Genomic DNA, 14,957 nt, shown 5'->3' with positions numbered 1-14,957 from the left:
ATCAGGGAACGCGCAGGTTGGGGCTGCGTTCGAGGCCGAGCACGTCGCCGAGCAGGTGGTCCATCATGTGCTCGAACAGCGGCATCGGGTCGTCGAAGGCGAACCCCTGGTGCCCGTACACGGCCATGCAGAGCAGCCCGTAGATCTGCCGCCAGCAGATGACCATGAGCAGGACCACGCCGATCGGGAAATCCAGGCCCACGTGGGTCCGGTAGGTGCGCAACTGCTCCGCCAGGACGGGATCGATGTCCTCGTCCGCGTCGATGACCAGCCGCCCGTCGCGCCACAGCCGGGCGAAGGGCACCCCGAAGAAGCCGCCCAGTTCGCGCGCGATGACTTGCGGGATGCCCTCCTCCGAATCGGCGATCTTCACGTAGGCGGCGCCCATGAGCAGGTCGAACTCGACCTTGTTGGCCATCGACCAATCGAGCACGGCCCGGGTGGCGGCGTGCAGCTGCGCGCTGAGGTCATCGGGGTCCTGGCGGTGCAGGGCCTTGGAGACGGTGTCCATGAACTCGGCCGTGAGGTCGTCGTAGACGGCGCGCACGAGCCCGGCCCGGCCGTCGAAGTAGCGGTACAGGGCCGGGGACGTCACGCCGACGGCGCGGGCCACGGCGGCGACGGTCAGCCCATCGACGCCCTGCTCCGCCGCGATTCTCCGGGCGGCGGCCTTGGCGTCCCCTTTGAGCTCGGCCCGCAGTCGTTCCCGCCGTGTCAACGCTGTCACATGCCCATCTTCGCGAATCGCGGCCGTCGCCGCGACTTGCGGTGAAGGGCCAACATATGGTTAATGGTATTCACTCTTTTAAGGACCATTATCGAATGGAGTTCTCCGATGGGCACCCCCCGAGGCGGCTGGACGGCGGCGGCCATCACGATCCTCCTTGCCACCAGCGGCTGTTCAACCCCGTTCGGTCCAGTCGCCGCCCCTGCTACGCCGCCCCCCACGAGCATCACTCCAGCCCCGGACCCCCGGAAGGTGGCGCTGGCCGAGGCGGCCAAGAGTCTGCCCGCGCTGCTCGCCGCGCAAGGGCCGGTGGTCTGCTCGCGGGCCGGCGAGCACTGGCGGGTGACGGCGTACGACGACGCCTTCCGTACCCCTGCCGTGAGTTTCTCCAGCGCCACGCTGCAACCTCTCCTGACCGAGATCGCCGCGAAGGCGGGCGGCGAGGAGGCAGCGGCGACCGTCAGGAGCCTCTGCGGTGACACGGGCGATCCCGGCGTCAGCCCGGTCTCGCCGGACGGCCGCCGGATCGCCGTGCAGGTGGACGGCGCCTCCGACGGCGATCCGAAACACGTTGGCTGGCTCGATCTCGGTACGGGCGCGTTCACCGACCTCACCGAGCAGTCGAACAAGAAGGGATACGTGACGGAGACGTTCTCCGACGACCGACCCGGATTCGCACCCGACGGCTCACTCTGGTTCCGCCGCGGCCTGCGGTACTACTCGGCCGACCCGAAAGGCACGCTGACCTCGCGCCGGCTCAGCATCGCCTGCATCAAGAACGAGAGCGACGAGATCTACTACCGCGTCATCCGATCGATCGCCGTCGTGTGCCCCGGCGTCGTCCACCCCTCCGGCAAGTTCGCCGCCGACCCCACCACGGTGGCCAAGGGCTGGTCGACGGTGAGAGGCGCCGAACTCGACCTCATCGGCCGGACCATCGACGGGCACGACGACGAGCCGATGCACAAGCCGTTCGGCATGGAGATCGTCGTGCGCGACGACGGCAGGCTGCGCGGCTGCCTGCCCCTCGCCTGGCTCGGCACCACCGAACTGCTCTGCCAAGGAGGAGGCAACGACTTCTACACCGCCCGGGTCTCTCCCGAACTCGCTCGGGACGACATCGAGTACGTGCAAAACGTGGAGATCAAAGCGGTCAAGGAAGTCGCCCCCGCGACCGAGTCGTCGATCATCTCGGCGGCCCTGTCCAAGGACCGCCGCTCCCTGATCCTCGCCTCCGACCCGGACGGTGACATCGACACGGCCAAGCTCTACCGCGTCGGCCTCGAGCCGACCTCGGCCCCCGTAGAAGTCGGCCCGATCCCGCAGGAGTCGAAGGACGACTTCACGCTGCTGAACAACTTCCAGCACCCGATGGACCCGCGCTGACACGCGCCCCCGTTCAGGACCGGACGACGCGACCCCTCGTGTTCCGCAGTTTTAGATGATCATGTTTCGGCTGCGGCCCAGGCTGCGAGAACGGCCTGGGCTTCTTCGGGTGTGGCCTGGCAGGGGGCTTGGGGCCGAAAACGTTCGGCGATGATGACGCGGGCGGAGCTTGATCACCACGCGCCTGCCTGCAACGCCGCACCGCCGAAGGACCGTCCAAGAAAGAGATCATCCGCGTGGTGTTCGGCGACGCGTTCGGCGCTGGGCAGGAAGGGCGCCTCAGTATGTGCCATGTCCGCGTGCGGGGGCGGTCGCCTGGTGATCTGGGAAGGGGTGCGATGGATTCTGGTCTTCCGGTAGCGCCGCCCGATGTCGCCATACGGGTCATGACGACAACCGATCTCGGCTTCGCGTGGACCGCGATGAGGACGAGCTGGGGCATGAGCGGGACCGGCACGGGCGTCGAGCGGATGCTTAGGAGTGAGCGGGAGAGGCAGCCGACGGTCTGGCTTGACGCCGGTGATCTCACTGTGGGCCCTGGGGCGCAACTTCTCGGTGAACGGCCCTGGCAGGAGGTGGCCGGCCTGCCGCTGGTCGCCGCCGCTGCGGGGAATCACGACTTTGACGAGGGCGTGACCGCTTTGACCGAGGCCGCTCGGCGGCTTCCCTTCCCCCTGCTGTGCGCGAACGCCGACGCCGGTCTTCCCGGTCATGTCCTGTACACCTTCGCTGACCTGCCCGTCGTCCCGTTCGGACCAGCGCCTGGCAGACCTTGAAGCCGATCGGCTGATCGAACGCAGCGCCCCGGTGCGGGTCGGCTATCGGCTGACCGACAAGAGGGCGCCGCGTTCGAAAGGTGCTGCCTCGACCGGTGGGCTCTGGAATGGATCACCCCCTTCCCGCCGAGCGCTGAGCCCCGGCGCGTGGCGGGCCGGTCCGCCCCGGCCCTGCAGCGGTCAGGTTCCGTATACCTGCAGCTCATAGAGCGAGTAGCCGTACGGAGTGGCCCGGGTCGTGCCGTACATGCGCAGGTATCGACCGGTGCCGTTGACGGTGAGGGTCTGAACGCCACCGGTGCCCGTGGTCGTGGAGTGGATGGCCGTCCAGGTGATCCCGTCAGCCGAGGTCTGGATCTGGTAGGCGCGGGCGTAGGCGGCCTCCCAGTTCAGGACGACCTTGGTGACGGCGTAGGAGCTGCCGAGATCGACCCGGATCCACTGCGGGTCGCTGAACGCGCTGGACCAGCGGGTGGCGGTGTTGCCGTCGACCGCGGCCGAGGCCGGGAAGGCAGCCGACTCCGTGCTGGAAGCGGTCATCGGTCTGTTCAGCGCCAGGTTGGGGGCCGGCGGTTGCGTGCCTGATTCCTTGATCCGGACGTTGCGGAAGGCGACCTGGTCGGCGCTGCCGTGGTTCTGCAGGCCGATGTATCCGTCCAGGCTGCGGCTGGGATCGGTGTTGGTGAAGTCGTTGACCAGGGAGCCGTTGAGGTACACGCGGATACGCTGGCCCTCGACGAGGACCTCGAAGGTGTTCCATTCGCCCGGCGGGTTGAGCGCGGCGTCGCGGGCGGCGATGTCGGCGGGCTTGAACCCGTAGATGGAGCCTGTGGTGCGGTCCGGTGTGTCGCTGGCGTCGATCTGGATCTCATAGCCCTGGTTCACCGCGACGTTCGGGTCACTGCCGGGGTTGGGAAAGCCGACGAAGATGCCGGAGTTGCTGTCCCCCGTGAGCTTCCAGTCGGCCTTGAGCGAGTACGAGGTGTATTGCTTGGCGTTGTACCAGAACAGACCCATGCCGCCGGAGGAGGTCAGAGTGGCGTCCGAGTTGCTGAAGCTGCCGGGACCGGACTGTGCCCAGCCGGTGGTCGAACCGTTGTAGAGGGTGGTGTAGCCGGTCTCGGGCCGGCAGTCGGCCTTGGCCCGAGCGGCCGCGTACCGGATGCCGCCGAGGACCTGGGAGCGGAAGGCGGGCTCGGCGAAGGACTGCTGGGTGTGGCCGAAGCCGGTGTAGAACGACCGCCCGGCGTCGATGGTCTTGCACCAGGTGATCGGGTGGTCGCCCCCCATCGAGCCACCGGAGTAGGACGACTCGTCGAGGGTGGCCAGGACGCGGGCCGTGCTCCGTACGTTGGACTGGTAGTTGTACAGCTCGTCGGTCCGGGTCCAGGTCTGCGGCAGGTGCGCTGTGGCAGGGTGAGCCCGGTTCTCGGTCTTGGAGTTGACCTGCTGGATCGCCGGGTGGCTGGCGAACCAGGCGCCGACGAGCTGGCCGTAGAAAGGCCAGCCGTATTCGGTGTCGGCGGCGGCGTGCACGCCCACGTAGCCGCCGCCGCTTCGGATGTAGGACTCGAACGCACTCTGCTGGCTCGTGTTGAGCACATCACCGGTGGTGCTGAGGAAGACGACCGCCTCGTATTGGGCGAGGTTGGCCGTGGTGAAGGCGCCCGCGTCCTCGGTCGCCGTGACCGTGAAGGAGTTGGCCGCGCCGAGATCGCGGATGGCCTGGATGCCGGTCGGGATCGAGTCGTGCCGGAATCCCGCGGTCTTGGAGAAGACCAGGACATCGTAGGGGACGTCGGCGGCTGCGGCCGGCGAGGCAGGGAAGGTGCAGGCGGCCACGGCGATGGCGGCGCTCACACCTGCTAAGAGTCTGCGCATGGATCCTCCAGTTGCTGCGGTGCGGCGTGCTGCTCAGTTGCTGCCGTAGACCTCGAAGGAGAACAGGGAGTACCCGTAGACCGTGCTACGAGCGGTGCCATAGATCCGAACGAAACGGGTGGAGGCGCTCAGGCCGGTGTTGTCGTCCTCACCGCCGTTGCCACCTGTCACCGACCGTACGGTGGTCCAGGTGGTGCCGTTCGGCGACGTCTGAATCTGGTACGCCGAGCCGTAGGCGGCCTCCCATTGGAGCCGGACCCGGTTGACGGTGTAGGTGGCGCCCAGGTCGACCTGAATCCACTGCGGGTCGGTGAACGCGCTGGACCACCGCGTCGTCGCCGAGCCGTCGACCGCCGCCGAGGCCGGATAGGCGGCCGACTCCGTGCTGGAAGCGATCGCCGCCTTGTTCAACGCCAGATTGGCGGCCGGCGGCTGCGTGCCGCCGTTGAGGGTGAAGGAGTCGATGTCGAACAGCGAACCCGAGCCGCCGGTGAAGACCAGGAACAGGTTGGACATGCTTGACGGCGGTGTGACGGTGCCAGTGACATTGGTCCAGGTCTCCCAGCCTCCGGTGGGTGCGACCGTGGCCGAGCCGAGCACCGTGCCGGTCGCCGAGCCGGCGCGCAGCGTCAGCGTCCCGCCCGTCCCTCCGGAGGCGATCCGGGCGGTGAAGGAGGTGACTCCGGTCAGGCTGTACGGTGTGAAGGAGATCCAGTCGCCGTTCTCGATATAGCCGACCGCGTTGCCGCCGTTGGCCGAGGCCTTGGCCACGATCGTCACGCCTTGCTGGGCGCTGTAGTGCTCGGCCTGGCGGATGCGTGGTTGCAGGACGGCCTGCGGCGCGTGCACGGACGCGGTCGAGCCGACCGGGGTGTACTCGGCGTCGAGCACCCCGAAGATGTTGGCGTTGGCGTCGTGCTCACCGTCGGCGGTGGTCTGGATGGTGCCCGAACATCCGGTCGCACTGGTGATCGCGTGGCCGTGGCTGTCGTGTCCGAGGATATAGGTGAGCTTGACCCTGCTGCAGTCGATGGTGGGGGCGTTCGGGTCGGAGACGGTGATCTGGAACGGTATCGCGTCTCCGAAGCCGAACACCCTTCCGTTGACCGGCAGGTTGAGGGTGACCGTTGGCTGGCCGAGGTTGATCACCACGCTTGCCGTGGCGCTGCGGCCGGTGTTGTCGTGCACTGTCAGCGTCGCCGTGAACTGGCCGTTCGAGGTGTAGGCGAAAGTCGGGTTGGCGGCGGTGGAGTCGGTACTGCCATTGGTGGTGAAGTCCCACGCGTAGGTGATCGGGTCGCCGTCCGGGTCGCTGGAGCCGGCCGAGCTGAATTGCACGGTGAGCGGTGCGTTTCCGGCTTGCGGGCTGGCGGTGGCCACCGCGATCGGGGCCTGGCCGGTGCCATCGTTGTACTCGATGCGATACAAGGCCGAGTTGGCGTCACCGCCGAACCAGCCGGTGCCGTAGTCGAGCACGTACAACGCGCCGTCCGGTCCGAACTCCAGGTCCATCACCTGCGTGCCGGTGAAGCCGGAGAAGGCCTCGATCGGGCCCACGCCACCGGAGCCGGTCACCGTGGCCGTCTTGATCCAGCGGCGCCCGAACTCACCGAGGAAAACCTTGCCGTTCATCGACTGCGGGAACTTCACGTCCGAGGCGAGCGCCGCATCGTAGTTGTAGACCGGGCCACCCATCGGTGACAGACTGCCGCAGCACAGGTCGGACCGGTCCTGCCCGTAGCCGTACGGCAGCCAGGCTGTCCTCGAGGCCGGGAGCTGGGTGATGCCGGTGTTGCGGGGCGAGTTGTTGATCGGCCCGCCGGTGCAGTTGAAGGCGGAGCCAGAGGGCCCGTTCGGGAAGGTGAAATCGACGTAGGGGACGTTGAACTGCGAGCAGTAGGGCCAGCCGTAGAAACCGGGCTGCAGGATCCGCTCGAACGCCACCGACCCGGCCGGGCCGCGCGTTGAGCTGGCGGTGCCTGCGTCGGGCCCGTAATCGCCCAGGTAGACGGCGCCGGTCGCTCTGTCCACGCTCATCCGGAACGGGTTGCGGAAGCCCATCGCGTAGATCTCGGGCCGGGTGCCGGCGGTCCCGGCCGGGAACATGTTGCCGGCCGGGACGGTGTAGCCGCCGGTGGTGCCCGGCTTGATGCGCAGCACCTTGCCCCGCAGGTCGTTGCTGTTGCCGGCGGTGCGCTGCGCGTCGTAGGCCGGGTTACGGTCGGATCGCTCGTCGATCGGCGTGTAGCCGCTGGAATCGAACGGGTTGGAGTCGTCACCGGTGGACAGGTAGAGGTTGCCGGCCGCGTCGAAGTCGATGTCGCCTCCGACGTGGCAGCACATACCGCGTGAGGTGGGGACGTCCAGGATGGTGGCTGCGGAGGCCGCGTTGATCGTGAAGTCCGCGTTGACGGTGTAGCGGGCCAGCCTGTTGACCCCGTTGAACGGGGCGAACTGCGCCGCGGTGCCGGTAGCAGGGGCGTCACCGGCCGGGGTGCTCAGCGGCGGGGCGTAGTAGACGTACACCCACCGGTTGGCGGCGAAGTTCGGGTCGGCCTGGATGCTCTGCAGGCCCTCCTCGTCGTGGGTGTACACCGGAATGGTGAGCGCCACCTTGGTGTTGCCGAGCGGGTCGGTGTAGCGGATCGTGCCCTCACGCGAGGTGTGCAGGACGCCCCGGTTGGGCAGGACGGTCAGGCCCATCGGCTCGCCGGTCTCGGCCGCGCCCTTGGCCAGGGTTATCTGCGTGTAGCCGGCCGCCACCGCCGGGGACGGAGAGATGAGGCCGAGGGCGGCCACCGTGATCGCGACGCATAACACTATTCTTCGTAACATGCTCGGTGATCCACTTCCTGTCGAAGGACTTGCCGGACAGGCGTTCGCCGATCACGCCGACGACGGCGGTTCGGCCCGACGATCAGTTCGGCGGCCGGTGAGCCTGCTGCACGTACCGTTCATGCCGATCGCCCGCAGTGGGCGCGGCCCAAGGTCGTCGCCGTCCCCGGCCGCTGGGGTGCCGGCTCGCACACGCCGGAACTTGGCGAAGGCCGAGGCACGTCGCAGGCGTGGTGGAGGAGACGTCCCGCTCATCGGGCGAGCGGAGTCGGTACCCGATGGGTGCCGTACCGACAGCTCCGCCGGCCTCCGTTCAGCGGGGTCAGCTCGACAGTGTGGTCGGCGTCCGCCCTGCCGACCCTGATCGCCCCTGGGGTGGTAGATCGGCGGCGCCGGCATGGTGCGGCGCTTTCGTCTTCACGCGAGTCGTCACAAGGGCGCGGTGGGCGTGGTCGGTGATGCCATGACGACCTCCAGGCCGTGAGAGAGGGGGGTGTGGGGATCGGTCAGCAGCCGTCCGAGCGACCCGCAGGAGAGGTCGAGCCGGTTACCGATCTCGGTGTGAGGCAGCGGCCGTTCATCGCCCGAGAGGCGGAGCATGCGGTGTCGGGAGTCCAAATCGCTGCGCCTCCTGCCGCTTTCGGGGCACCTATGCAGGCTCGTTGTGCCGCAACATTAAAATGTTACGTCGAGATTGTCCAGATATTTCTGTTGGGTGTCCGGAACTTCCGCCTTGGTGAGCGGAACGGCACTTTCATCGATCAGACTGCAACTGAATTTGTTCTGTGCCTTGGCCGCGCCGCCGGCTTCGTCCGGCTGCACGTTGTAGAGGTGGAAGCTGCGATGCCGGAACGCCGGCAGATGTTTGTCGACGATGGCCCCCAGAATCGCAGCGCTCATCGCAACGACCCACTCGGGCGATGCCTCGGCCAGGAGGGCCGCGAGCGCGCAGCGCCGCGCAGGCCACGCTGTGGCCGACGGTGATGAACGCGTCGGTGGCGCTGAACAACCGCGTTACGCCCCCGTTTGGTGGTGTTTACAAGCTCTCCAAGTGCGAGGCCTAGACTTCACCGTATGATCCGGCCGCAGCGGGGGACATCGCGTGACGTGCGGCGCACCAACAGGGCCGTGCTGCTGCGCAGGCTCTTCTTCGACGGCGAGCGCAGCAGGTTCGAGCTCGCCCAGGCGACCGGCCTGAGCCCCGCCACGGTGAGCAACGTCGTCACCGGTCTGCTGTCCGACGGGATCGCCGTCGAGGTGGGCAGGGTCGAGTCGGACGGCGGCCGGCCGCGCGTCCAGCTCCGTGTCAACGCCGACCACGCCTACGCGGTCGGCGTCGAGGTGGGGGAGACCCGCGTCGGCGTGGAGCTGTTCGACCTGTCCATGACGCCACGGGCCAAGGCCGAGACCCCGCTGCGCCCAGGGCAGCACACTGCCGACCTGGTGGCCGGCCACATCCGCGAAGGCGTCGCCGCGGTGATCGCGCAGGCGGGGGTGGACCCCGGCCGCGTCCTCGGCGTCGGCGTCGGCGTCCCCGGCATGGTGCGGGGCTCGGTCGTCGACTCGCCGACGTTCGGCTGGAGCGGGGTGCGGCTGGCCGACATGCTCCCCGGCCCGCCCGTGTTCGTCGACAACGGCGCCATGACGCTGGGCCTGGCCGAGCATTGGTTCGGCGCGGGGCGAGACAGCGACTACATGATCATGGTGTTGATCGGCAGCGGGGTCGGCGCCTGCATCATCACTGACGGCATCACCGTCCGAGGAGCGTCCGGTGGGGCGGGAGAGTGGGGCCATACCACGGTGGTGGCCGGCGGCCGCCCCTGCCGTTGCGGTGCGCGCGGTTGTCTGGAGGCTTACGTCGGCGCCGAGTCGGTCCTTGCCAGGGCGGGGATCGACCTGGCGGGCACCGAGGAGGAGGGCGCCTTCGCGGAGCTGCTGGCCGACCCGGGCGCGCGTCCCCTGTTCGACGAGGTCGTCGGCCACCTGGGCGCGGGGCTGGCAAGCCTGATCAACCTGCTCAATCCTGAGCGCATCGTGCTGGGCGGCTGGGCGGGGCTGCTGCTCGCCCGCGACCACCTGCCCGCGATCCTGACGGCCACAGAGCGCTCCGCGCTGCGCTGTTCCTACGACCGCGTCGCGATCGAGGCTGCTCACCTGGGGCCGGAGGGCGTCAAGCTCGGCGCCGCCACCCTGGTGGTGGATCAGTTCCTGGGCGGCTGACTGGCTCTTGCCACCTGATTCAAGGTTCGCGTGATTGCTCCGTCAACCCTTAAATTAAGTATTGACGCTCCTGTGGGGCCACCGTAAGGTCACCGTAAGGTCACGACCGTGAATTTCTCTTAGCCATGGTGCTCACCAACGCCGACGGCTAGCCGCTGGCGTACACCCCCCCACAGAAGGTGACACCCCATGAAAAGACGAGGAATCATCCTTGCCTTAGTGACGGCGTTAGCCGTGACGGGCCTCGCTTCCCCGGCCTCGGCCGCCACCGGCCAGATCACCGGCTACGGCGGTAAGTGCGTCGACGTCGCAGGCGCCAACAGCGCCAACGGCACCCAGATCCAACTGTGGACCTGCAACGGCACCACCGCCCAGTCGTGGACCACGCAGTCCGACAGCACGATCCGCGTACTCGGCAAGTGCCTGGACGTGGCGGGCGCGAGCAGCGCCGACGGCGCCAAGGTGCAGATCTACGACTGCAACGGCACCGCCGCGCAGCAGTGGACGGCCGCCTCCGACGGCACCCTGCGAGCGCTCGGCAAGTGCCTGGACGCCACCAACGTCAGCTCGGCCGACGGCACGCCTTTGCAGATCTGGAGCTGCGGCACCGGCGCCAACCAGAAGTGGACGCTGCCCTCCGGCGGCGGCACCCCCAGCCCCGGCAAGCTGCCCGGAGCCCCGTACCTCTACATGGGGTGGGGGAGCCCGCCCAACCCGGGCACGGTCATGGACGCGACCGGCGTGAAGTCCTTCACGATGGCCTTCATCCTGTCCGGCGGCGGTTGCACGCCTCGCTGGGACGGCTCGCGTGCGCTGACCGGCGGCTCCGACCAGCAGGCGATCAACACGATCAAGTCCAAGGGCGGTAGCGTCCAGATCTCCTTCGGCGGCTGGTCGGGCAACAAGCTCGGCCCCAACTGCGCTACGCCTGAGGCGTACGCGGGCGCAGTGCAGCAGGTCATCAACGCCCTGGGACCCGCGGTCGTCGACTTCGACATCGAGAACACCGACGAGTACGAGAACTACACCGTCCAGGACCGCATACTCAACGGGCTCAAGATCGTCAAGGCGAACAACCCGAGCGTCAAGGTGGTCGTCACCTTCGGCACCTCCACCAGTGGCCCGGTCGGCGCGGGCATCCGGCTGATCAACCGGTCGAAGGAGCTCGGTGTCCCGATCGACAACTACACGATCATGCCGTTCGACTTCGGCGGCGGGTCCAACATGTACCAGAGCACGGTCAACGCGGCCGAAGGGCTGAAGAACGCCCTGAAGTCGGCGTTCGGCTGGTCGGACGCCACGGCGTACGCGCACATGGGCATCTCCGGCATGAACGGCCTGTCCGACCAGTCGGAGGTCACCTCGGTCGCCACTTGGACCCAGATCCGCGACTACGCCAACTCCCATGGCCTGACCAGGCTCGCCTTCTGGTCGGTCAACCGCGATCGCCCCTGCTCCGGAGGCTTGTCCGAAACCTGCAGCGGCGTCTCCCAGAACGCCTGGGACTTCACCCGGCTGACGGCGGGGTTCTGATGCGTGCGCTGGTCGTCCTTGTGCTGATCGCGGCCGGGTTCGTCCTCATGCCGGTCGCGCAGGCAGCCGTCCCCACCGGCTTGACCACCGTGGTCGCCAAGCACAGCGGCAAGTGCGTCGACGCCCGCGCCGCTGCCACCGCCAACGGCACCGCTGTTCAGCAGTACGCGTGCAACGGCAGCGGCGCGCAGCTCTGGCAGTTCCAGGCCACCAGTGGCGGCTACTACCGGGTCAACAGCTCGCTCAACGCCGCGCAGGCCTGGGACGTGACCGGTGTCTCGGCCGCCGACAGCGCGCTGGTCCAGCTGTGGGCCTACGGCGGCGGCAACAACCAGCAGTGGCTGCCGGTGGAGGAATCCGGAGGCACGTACCACCTGGTCAACAGGAACAGCGGCAAGTGCCTCGACGTGACGGGCGCCTCCACGGCTGACAGCGTGCAACTGCAGCAGTACACCTGCAACAGCACGACGGCGCAGTCGTTCACCCTGTCGGGCGGCGGCGGTGGCGGACCCAATCCCGACCTGGGGCCGAACGTGCGCGTCTTCGACCCGTCGATGCCCGCGTCCACGATCCAGTCGCAGCTCAACTCGGTGTTCAGCCAGCAGCAGTCCAACCAGTTCGGGTCCAACCGGTACGCGCTGCTGTTCAAGCCGGGCACCTACAACGTGGACGTCAACGTCGGCTTCTACACCCAGGTCCTCGGCCTGGGACAGACACCGGACGCGGTGACGATCAACGGGGGCGTGCACGCCGAGGCCGACTGGTTCGGCGGCAACGCCACGCAGAACTTCTGGCGATCCGCCGAGAACCTCTCGGTCACCCCGGCGGGCGGCACGGACCGGTGGGCGGTCTCGCAGGCGGCGCCGTACCGGCGCATGCATGTGCGCGGAAACCTGCAATTGGACGACGGCGGCTGGTCGAGCGGCGGGTGGATCTCCGACTCGCGGATCGACGGTCAGGTCAGGTCCGGGTCGCAACAGCAGTGGATCTCCCGCAACTCGGCCTTCGGATCCTGGAGCGGGTCGAACTGGAACATGACCTTCGTCGGGGTGTCCGGCGCGCCGGGCAACACCTTCCCCAGCCCGCCGTACACGACGGTGGGGCAGACGCCGGTGGTACGGGAGAAGCCGTTCCTCTACATCGACGCCGCGGGCGCCTACCAGGTGTTCGTGCCCGCGCTGAAGTCGAACTCCGCCGGGGTGTCGTGGCCGGGCGCGGGCACGTCGCTGCCGATCAGTCAGTTCTTCGTCGTCAAGCCGGGCAACACCGCTGGTGACATCAACGCGGCACTGGCCGCGGGCAAGGACCTGCTGGTCACGCCGGGCGTCTATCACCTGAACGACACGATCAGGGTCACCAGGGCCGACACCGTGGTGCTCGGTCTCGGGTTGGCGACGTTCGTACCCGACAACGGCATTACGGCGATGACCGTCGCCGACGTGGACGGCGTCAAGATCGCCGGGCTGCTGATCGACGCCGGGACCGTGAACTCGGCGACGCTCATGCAGGTCGGCCCGGCGGGCTCGGCGGCCTCACACGCGGCCAACCCCACCTCGCTGCACGACGTCTTCTTCCGCGTCGGCGGCGCCGGGGTGGGCAAGGCGTCACAGAGCTTGGTGATCAACAGCGACAACGTGATCGGCGATCACACCTGGATCTGGCGGGCCGACCACGGCAGCGGCGTCGGGTGGAACACCAACACGACCGTCAACGGGCTCATCGTCAACGGCGACAACGTGACGTTCTACGGGCTGTTCGTCGAGCACTACCACCAGTACCAGGTCATCTGGAACGGCAACGGCGGGCGGACCTACTTCTTCCAGAACGAGATGCCCTACGATCCGCCCAACCAGGCGTCCTGGATGAACGGCTCCACCCGTGGCTGGGCCGCCTACAAGGTCGCCGGTTCGGTCACCTCGCACGAGGCCTGGGGGCTGGGCAGCTACTGCTACTTCAGCGCCAACCCCGCGGTGGTGGCCGAGCGGGCCTTCGAGGTGCCGAACACGCCGGGGGTCCGCTTCCACCACATGGTGACGGTCTCTCTGGGCGGCACCGGAACCATCGCTCGCGTCATCAATTCCACCGGAGGCCCAAGCAACTCCTCCACAAACGTCGCAAACCTCACCGAATACCCATAACCCACCAACGCGTCCTCCCCTTTGCCGAAAGGGGAGGACGCGCCCGCGCCGGCTGACATGCAGGGCAGCCAAGACGTCGCCAACCGGCCGCCACGGGCCGCCGGCTCGAAGACGAAGGGCGCTTGACCTGCAGATCGACCTGAGACGGAGGCTCCGGCAAGATCGGTTCTTGTGGCTCCCCGTGTGTTCGTTCCACAGGAGGCAGCGGTCGAGGAGTTCGCGGCGGCATGACTGCACCCACTGCTCTGTGATCGAGTTCATCCGCTGCACAGGATGTACTGGCGCTGCCCGTTCAAGGTGATGGGCTCCACGAAATCGCAGGCCGGCAGAGCGTCGGCTTGCGAGCGCAGGAAGTCGGCCGTTCGGGTGCTGGATCGAGGCCTTTTCTCCTTGAGGATCTCCCAGACCGCGGACGGTTCGATCTCGATGCCGAGCGTGGCGAGCTGTCCGTGGACCCGCCGATAGCCCCAGCTGGGGTTCTTCTGAACCAGTCGCAGGACGAGAGCCGGTCATCATGCCGCACCTCCCCCTCCTGATGGCGGAATTCGTCGCATGCCACGCGAAGCCCTAGCAGGGGTATGACCTGGACGGATAATTTTCGGCAGGCGCACGCTTCCCGCGCCGGATACAGCGCCCGTGTCAGTACTCGGCACTCAGTACTTCAGCTTGTTGAAGGCGATGGTCTGAGCGGCGGGCGGAGACTTGATGGTGAGCTTCATGCCCCAGTCCGAGTAGCGGACATCGCTCACGAAGCCGAGCCAGCTCCGGCCATTGGTGACGCCCTTCCACTTATCTCCTGCAGGCTCCCGCCACTTGGACCAGGCACGGCGTACGAGGCCGTCCTGGCCGATCCACAGCCGCCAATCGATGGTCCAGTCGGCGCGTTCATCCTTCAGAAAGCCGTCGCGCAGCTCCGGCCGGACATTCCATAGCTGACGGAACGAGATCGATCCTTCACGAAGGGTCGTGGGTGATCCGTCGTAGGTATCCAAGGCCTTGGTGGTCGTCGTGGTCGCCAGGACGGCCGCGAGCACGTCCGGCTTGTCCAAACGCAGGTATCCCGTCTCCAGGCGCAGGACGCAGGGATACTTGAAGGTGACCCACTTCTTGCCGTTCGGCAGCTTGTCTTTCGGGTCGTGCTCCCAAATGCGTTTGCCGATACAGATATCCCGAACGCCTGCCACACCCACCTGAAGGTCCCACAGGTCGGTCGCCGTCACTTTGCCGTCACCGAATCCGACGACACCCTTCGTCGGCTTGAAGCGCTCCCAGCCTGAGCTTGGGCTCGAGTTGAACGTGCTGTATTCGGTGATCCGTACGCCGTGTCCTTTGACCAGCTGTCGCTGGATAGCCGCGACCGGGTCGCCGTCCGTGGCCGCGCCGCTGGCAGGGGCGCCGTAGAGTGCTAACCCGGTCACGCTGAGCGTCACGGCCGTCGTCCATCGCCTCATCAAGTGATGA

General features: G+C 67.6%; 10 protein-coding genes. 4 read left to right on the top strand and 6 right to left on the bottom strand.

Annotated elements, in window-relative coordinates; translation table 11 throughout:
• Position 1: 1 nt before the first annotated feature.
• The gene (locus ABEA43_RS56450; RefSeq protein ID WP_345575672.1) at positions 2–727 is read right to left on the bottom strand and encodes a TetR/AcrR family transcriptional regulator; all 726 of its coding nucleotides are present in this window, start codon (positions 725–727) and stop codon (positions 2–4) included.
• Between the two features lie 108 nt (positions 728–835).
• On the opposite strand from ABEA43_RS56450, the gene ABEA43_RS56445 reads away from it, so the two are divergent.
• Positions 836–2,113 (top strand): hypothetical protein, encoded by a 1,278-nt coding sequence (locus ABEA43_RS56445; RefSeq protein WP_345575670.1) that lies wholly within the window; start codon positions 836–838, stop codon positions 2,111–2,113.
• A gap of 173 nt (positions 2,114–2,286) precedes the next feature.
• Here the strand turns inward: ABEA43_RS56445 and ABEA43_RS56440 are convergent, their stop codons facing one another.
• The 4 genes from ABEA43_RS56440 to ABEA43_RS56425 all read right to left on the bottom strand — a co-directional run bounded on the left by ABEA43_RS56440 (position 2,287) and on the right by ABEA43_RS56425 (position 8,505).
• A complete protein-coding gene (locus ABEA43_RS56440; RefSeq protein WP_345575668.1) occupies positions 2,287–2,826 on the bottom strand; it encodes a hypothetical protein in 540 nt (179 codons plus the stop codon).
• 243 nt (positions 2,827–3,069) lie between these two features.
• A complete protein-coding gene (locus tag ABEA43_RS56435) occupies positions 3,070–4,770 on the bottom strand; it encodes a ThuA domain-containing protein (RefSeq protein WP_345575666.1) in 1,701 nt (566 codons plus the stop codon).
• A 33-nt stretch (positions 4,771–4,803) separates the two neighbouring features.
• On the bottom strand, positions 4,804–7,605 hold the full coding sequence (locus tag ABEA43_RS56430; RefSeq protein ID WP_345575664.1) for a carbohydrate-binding protein: 2,802 nt from the start codon (positions 7,603–7,605) through the stop codon (positions 4,804–4,806).
• A 675-nt stretch (positions 7,606–8,280) separates the two neighbouring features.
• On the bottom strand, positions 8,281–8,505 hold the full coding sequence (locus ABEA43_RS56425) for a hypothetical protein (protein WP_345575662.1): 225 nt from the start codon (positions 8,503–8,505) through the stop codon (positions 8,281–8,283).
• A 174-nt stretch (positions 8,506–8,679) separates the two neighbouring features.
• Between ABEA43_RS56425 and ABEA43_RS56420 the strand changes: the two genes are divergently transcribed.
• The 3 genes from ABEA43_RS56420 (at position 8,680) to ABEA43_RS56410 (ending at position 13,496) form a co-directional block, all read left to right on the top strand.
• The gene (locus ABEA43_RS56420; protein ID WP_345575660.1) at positions 8,680–9,825 is read left to right on the top strand and encodes an ROK family transcriptional regulator; all 1,146 of its coding nucleotides are present in this window, start codon (positions 8,680–8,682) and stop codon (positions 9,823–9,825) included.
• A gap of 219 nt (positions 9,826–10,044) precedes the next feature.
• The gene (locus ABEA43_RS56415) at positions 10,045–11,358 is read left to right on the top strand and encodes a ricin-type beta-trefoil lectin domain protein (protein WP_345575658.1); all 1,314 of its coding nucleotides are present in this window, start codon (positions 10,045–10,047) and stop codon (positions 11,356–11,358) included.
• The gene (locus ABEA43_RS56410) at positions 11,358–13,496 is read left to right on the top strand and encodes an RICIN domain-containing protein (protein WP_345575656.1); all 2,139 of its coding nucleotides are present in this window, start codon (positions 11,358–11,360) and stop codon (positions 13,494–13,496) included. Before ABEA43_RS56415 ends, ABEA43_RS56410 begins: the two co-directional genes overlap by 1 nt.
• Before the next feature lie 653 nt (positions 13,497–14,149).
• Here the strand turns inward: ABEA43_RS56410 and ABEA43_RS56405 are convergent.
• Positions 14,150–14,926: a hypothetical protein gene (locus ABEA43_RS56405; protein WP_345575654.1), complete on the bottom strand. Its 777-nt coding sequence runs from the start codon at positions 14,924–14,926 to the stop codon at positions 14,150–14,152.
• Positions 14,927–14,957 lie beyond the last annotated feature (31 nt).

The sequence above is a fragment of the Nonomuraea rosea genome, assembly GCF_039539705.1.
GTDB lineage: Bacteria > Actinomycetota > Actinomycetes > Streptosporangiales > Streptosporangiaceae > Nonomuraea > Nonomuraea rosea.
This window is presented reverse-complemented; position numbering and strand designations above follow the sequence as displayed.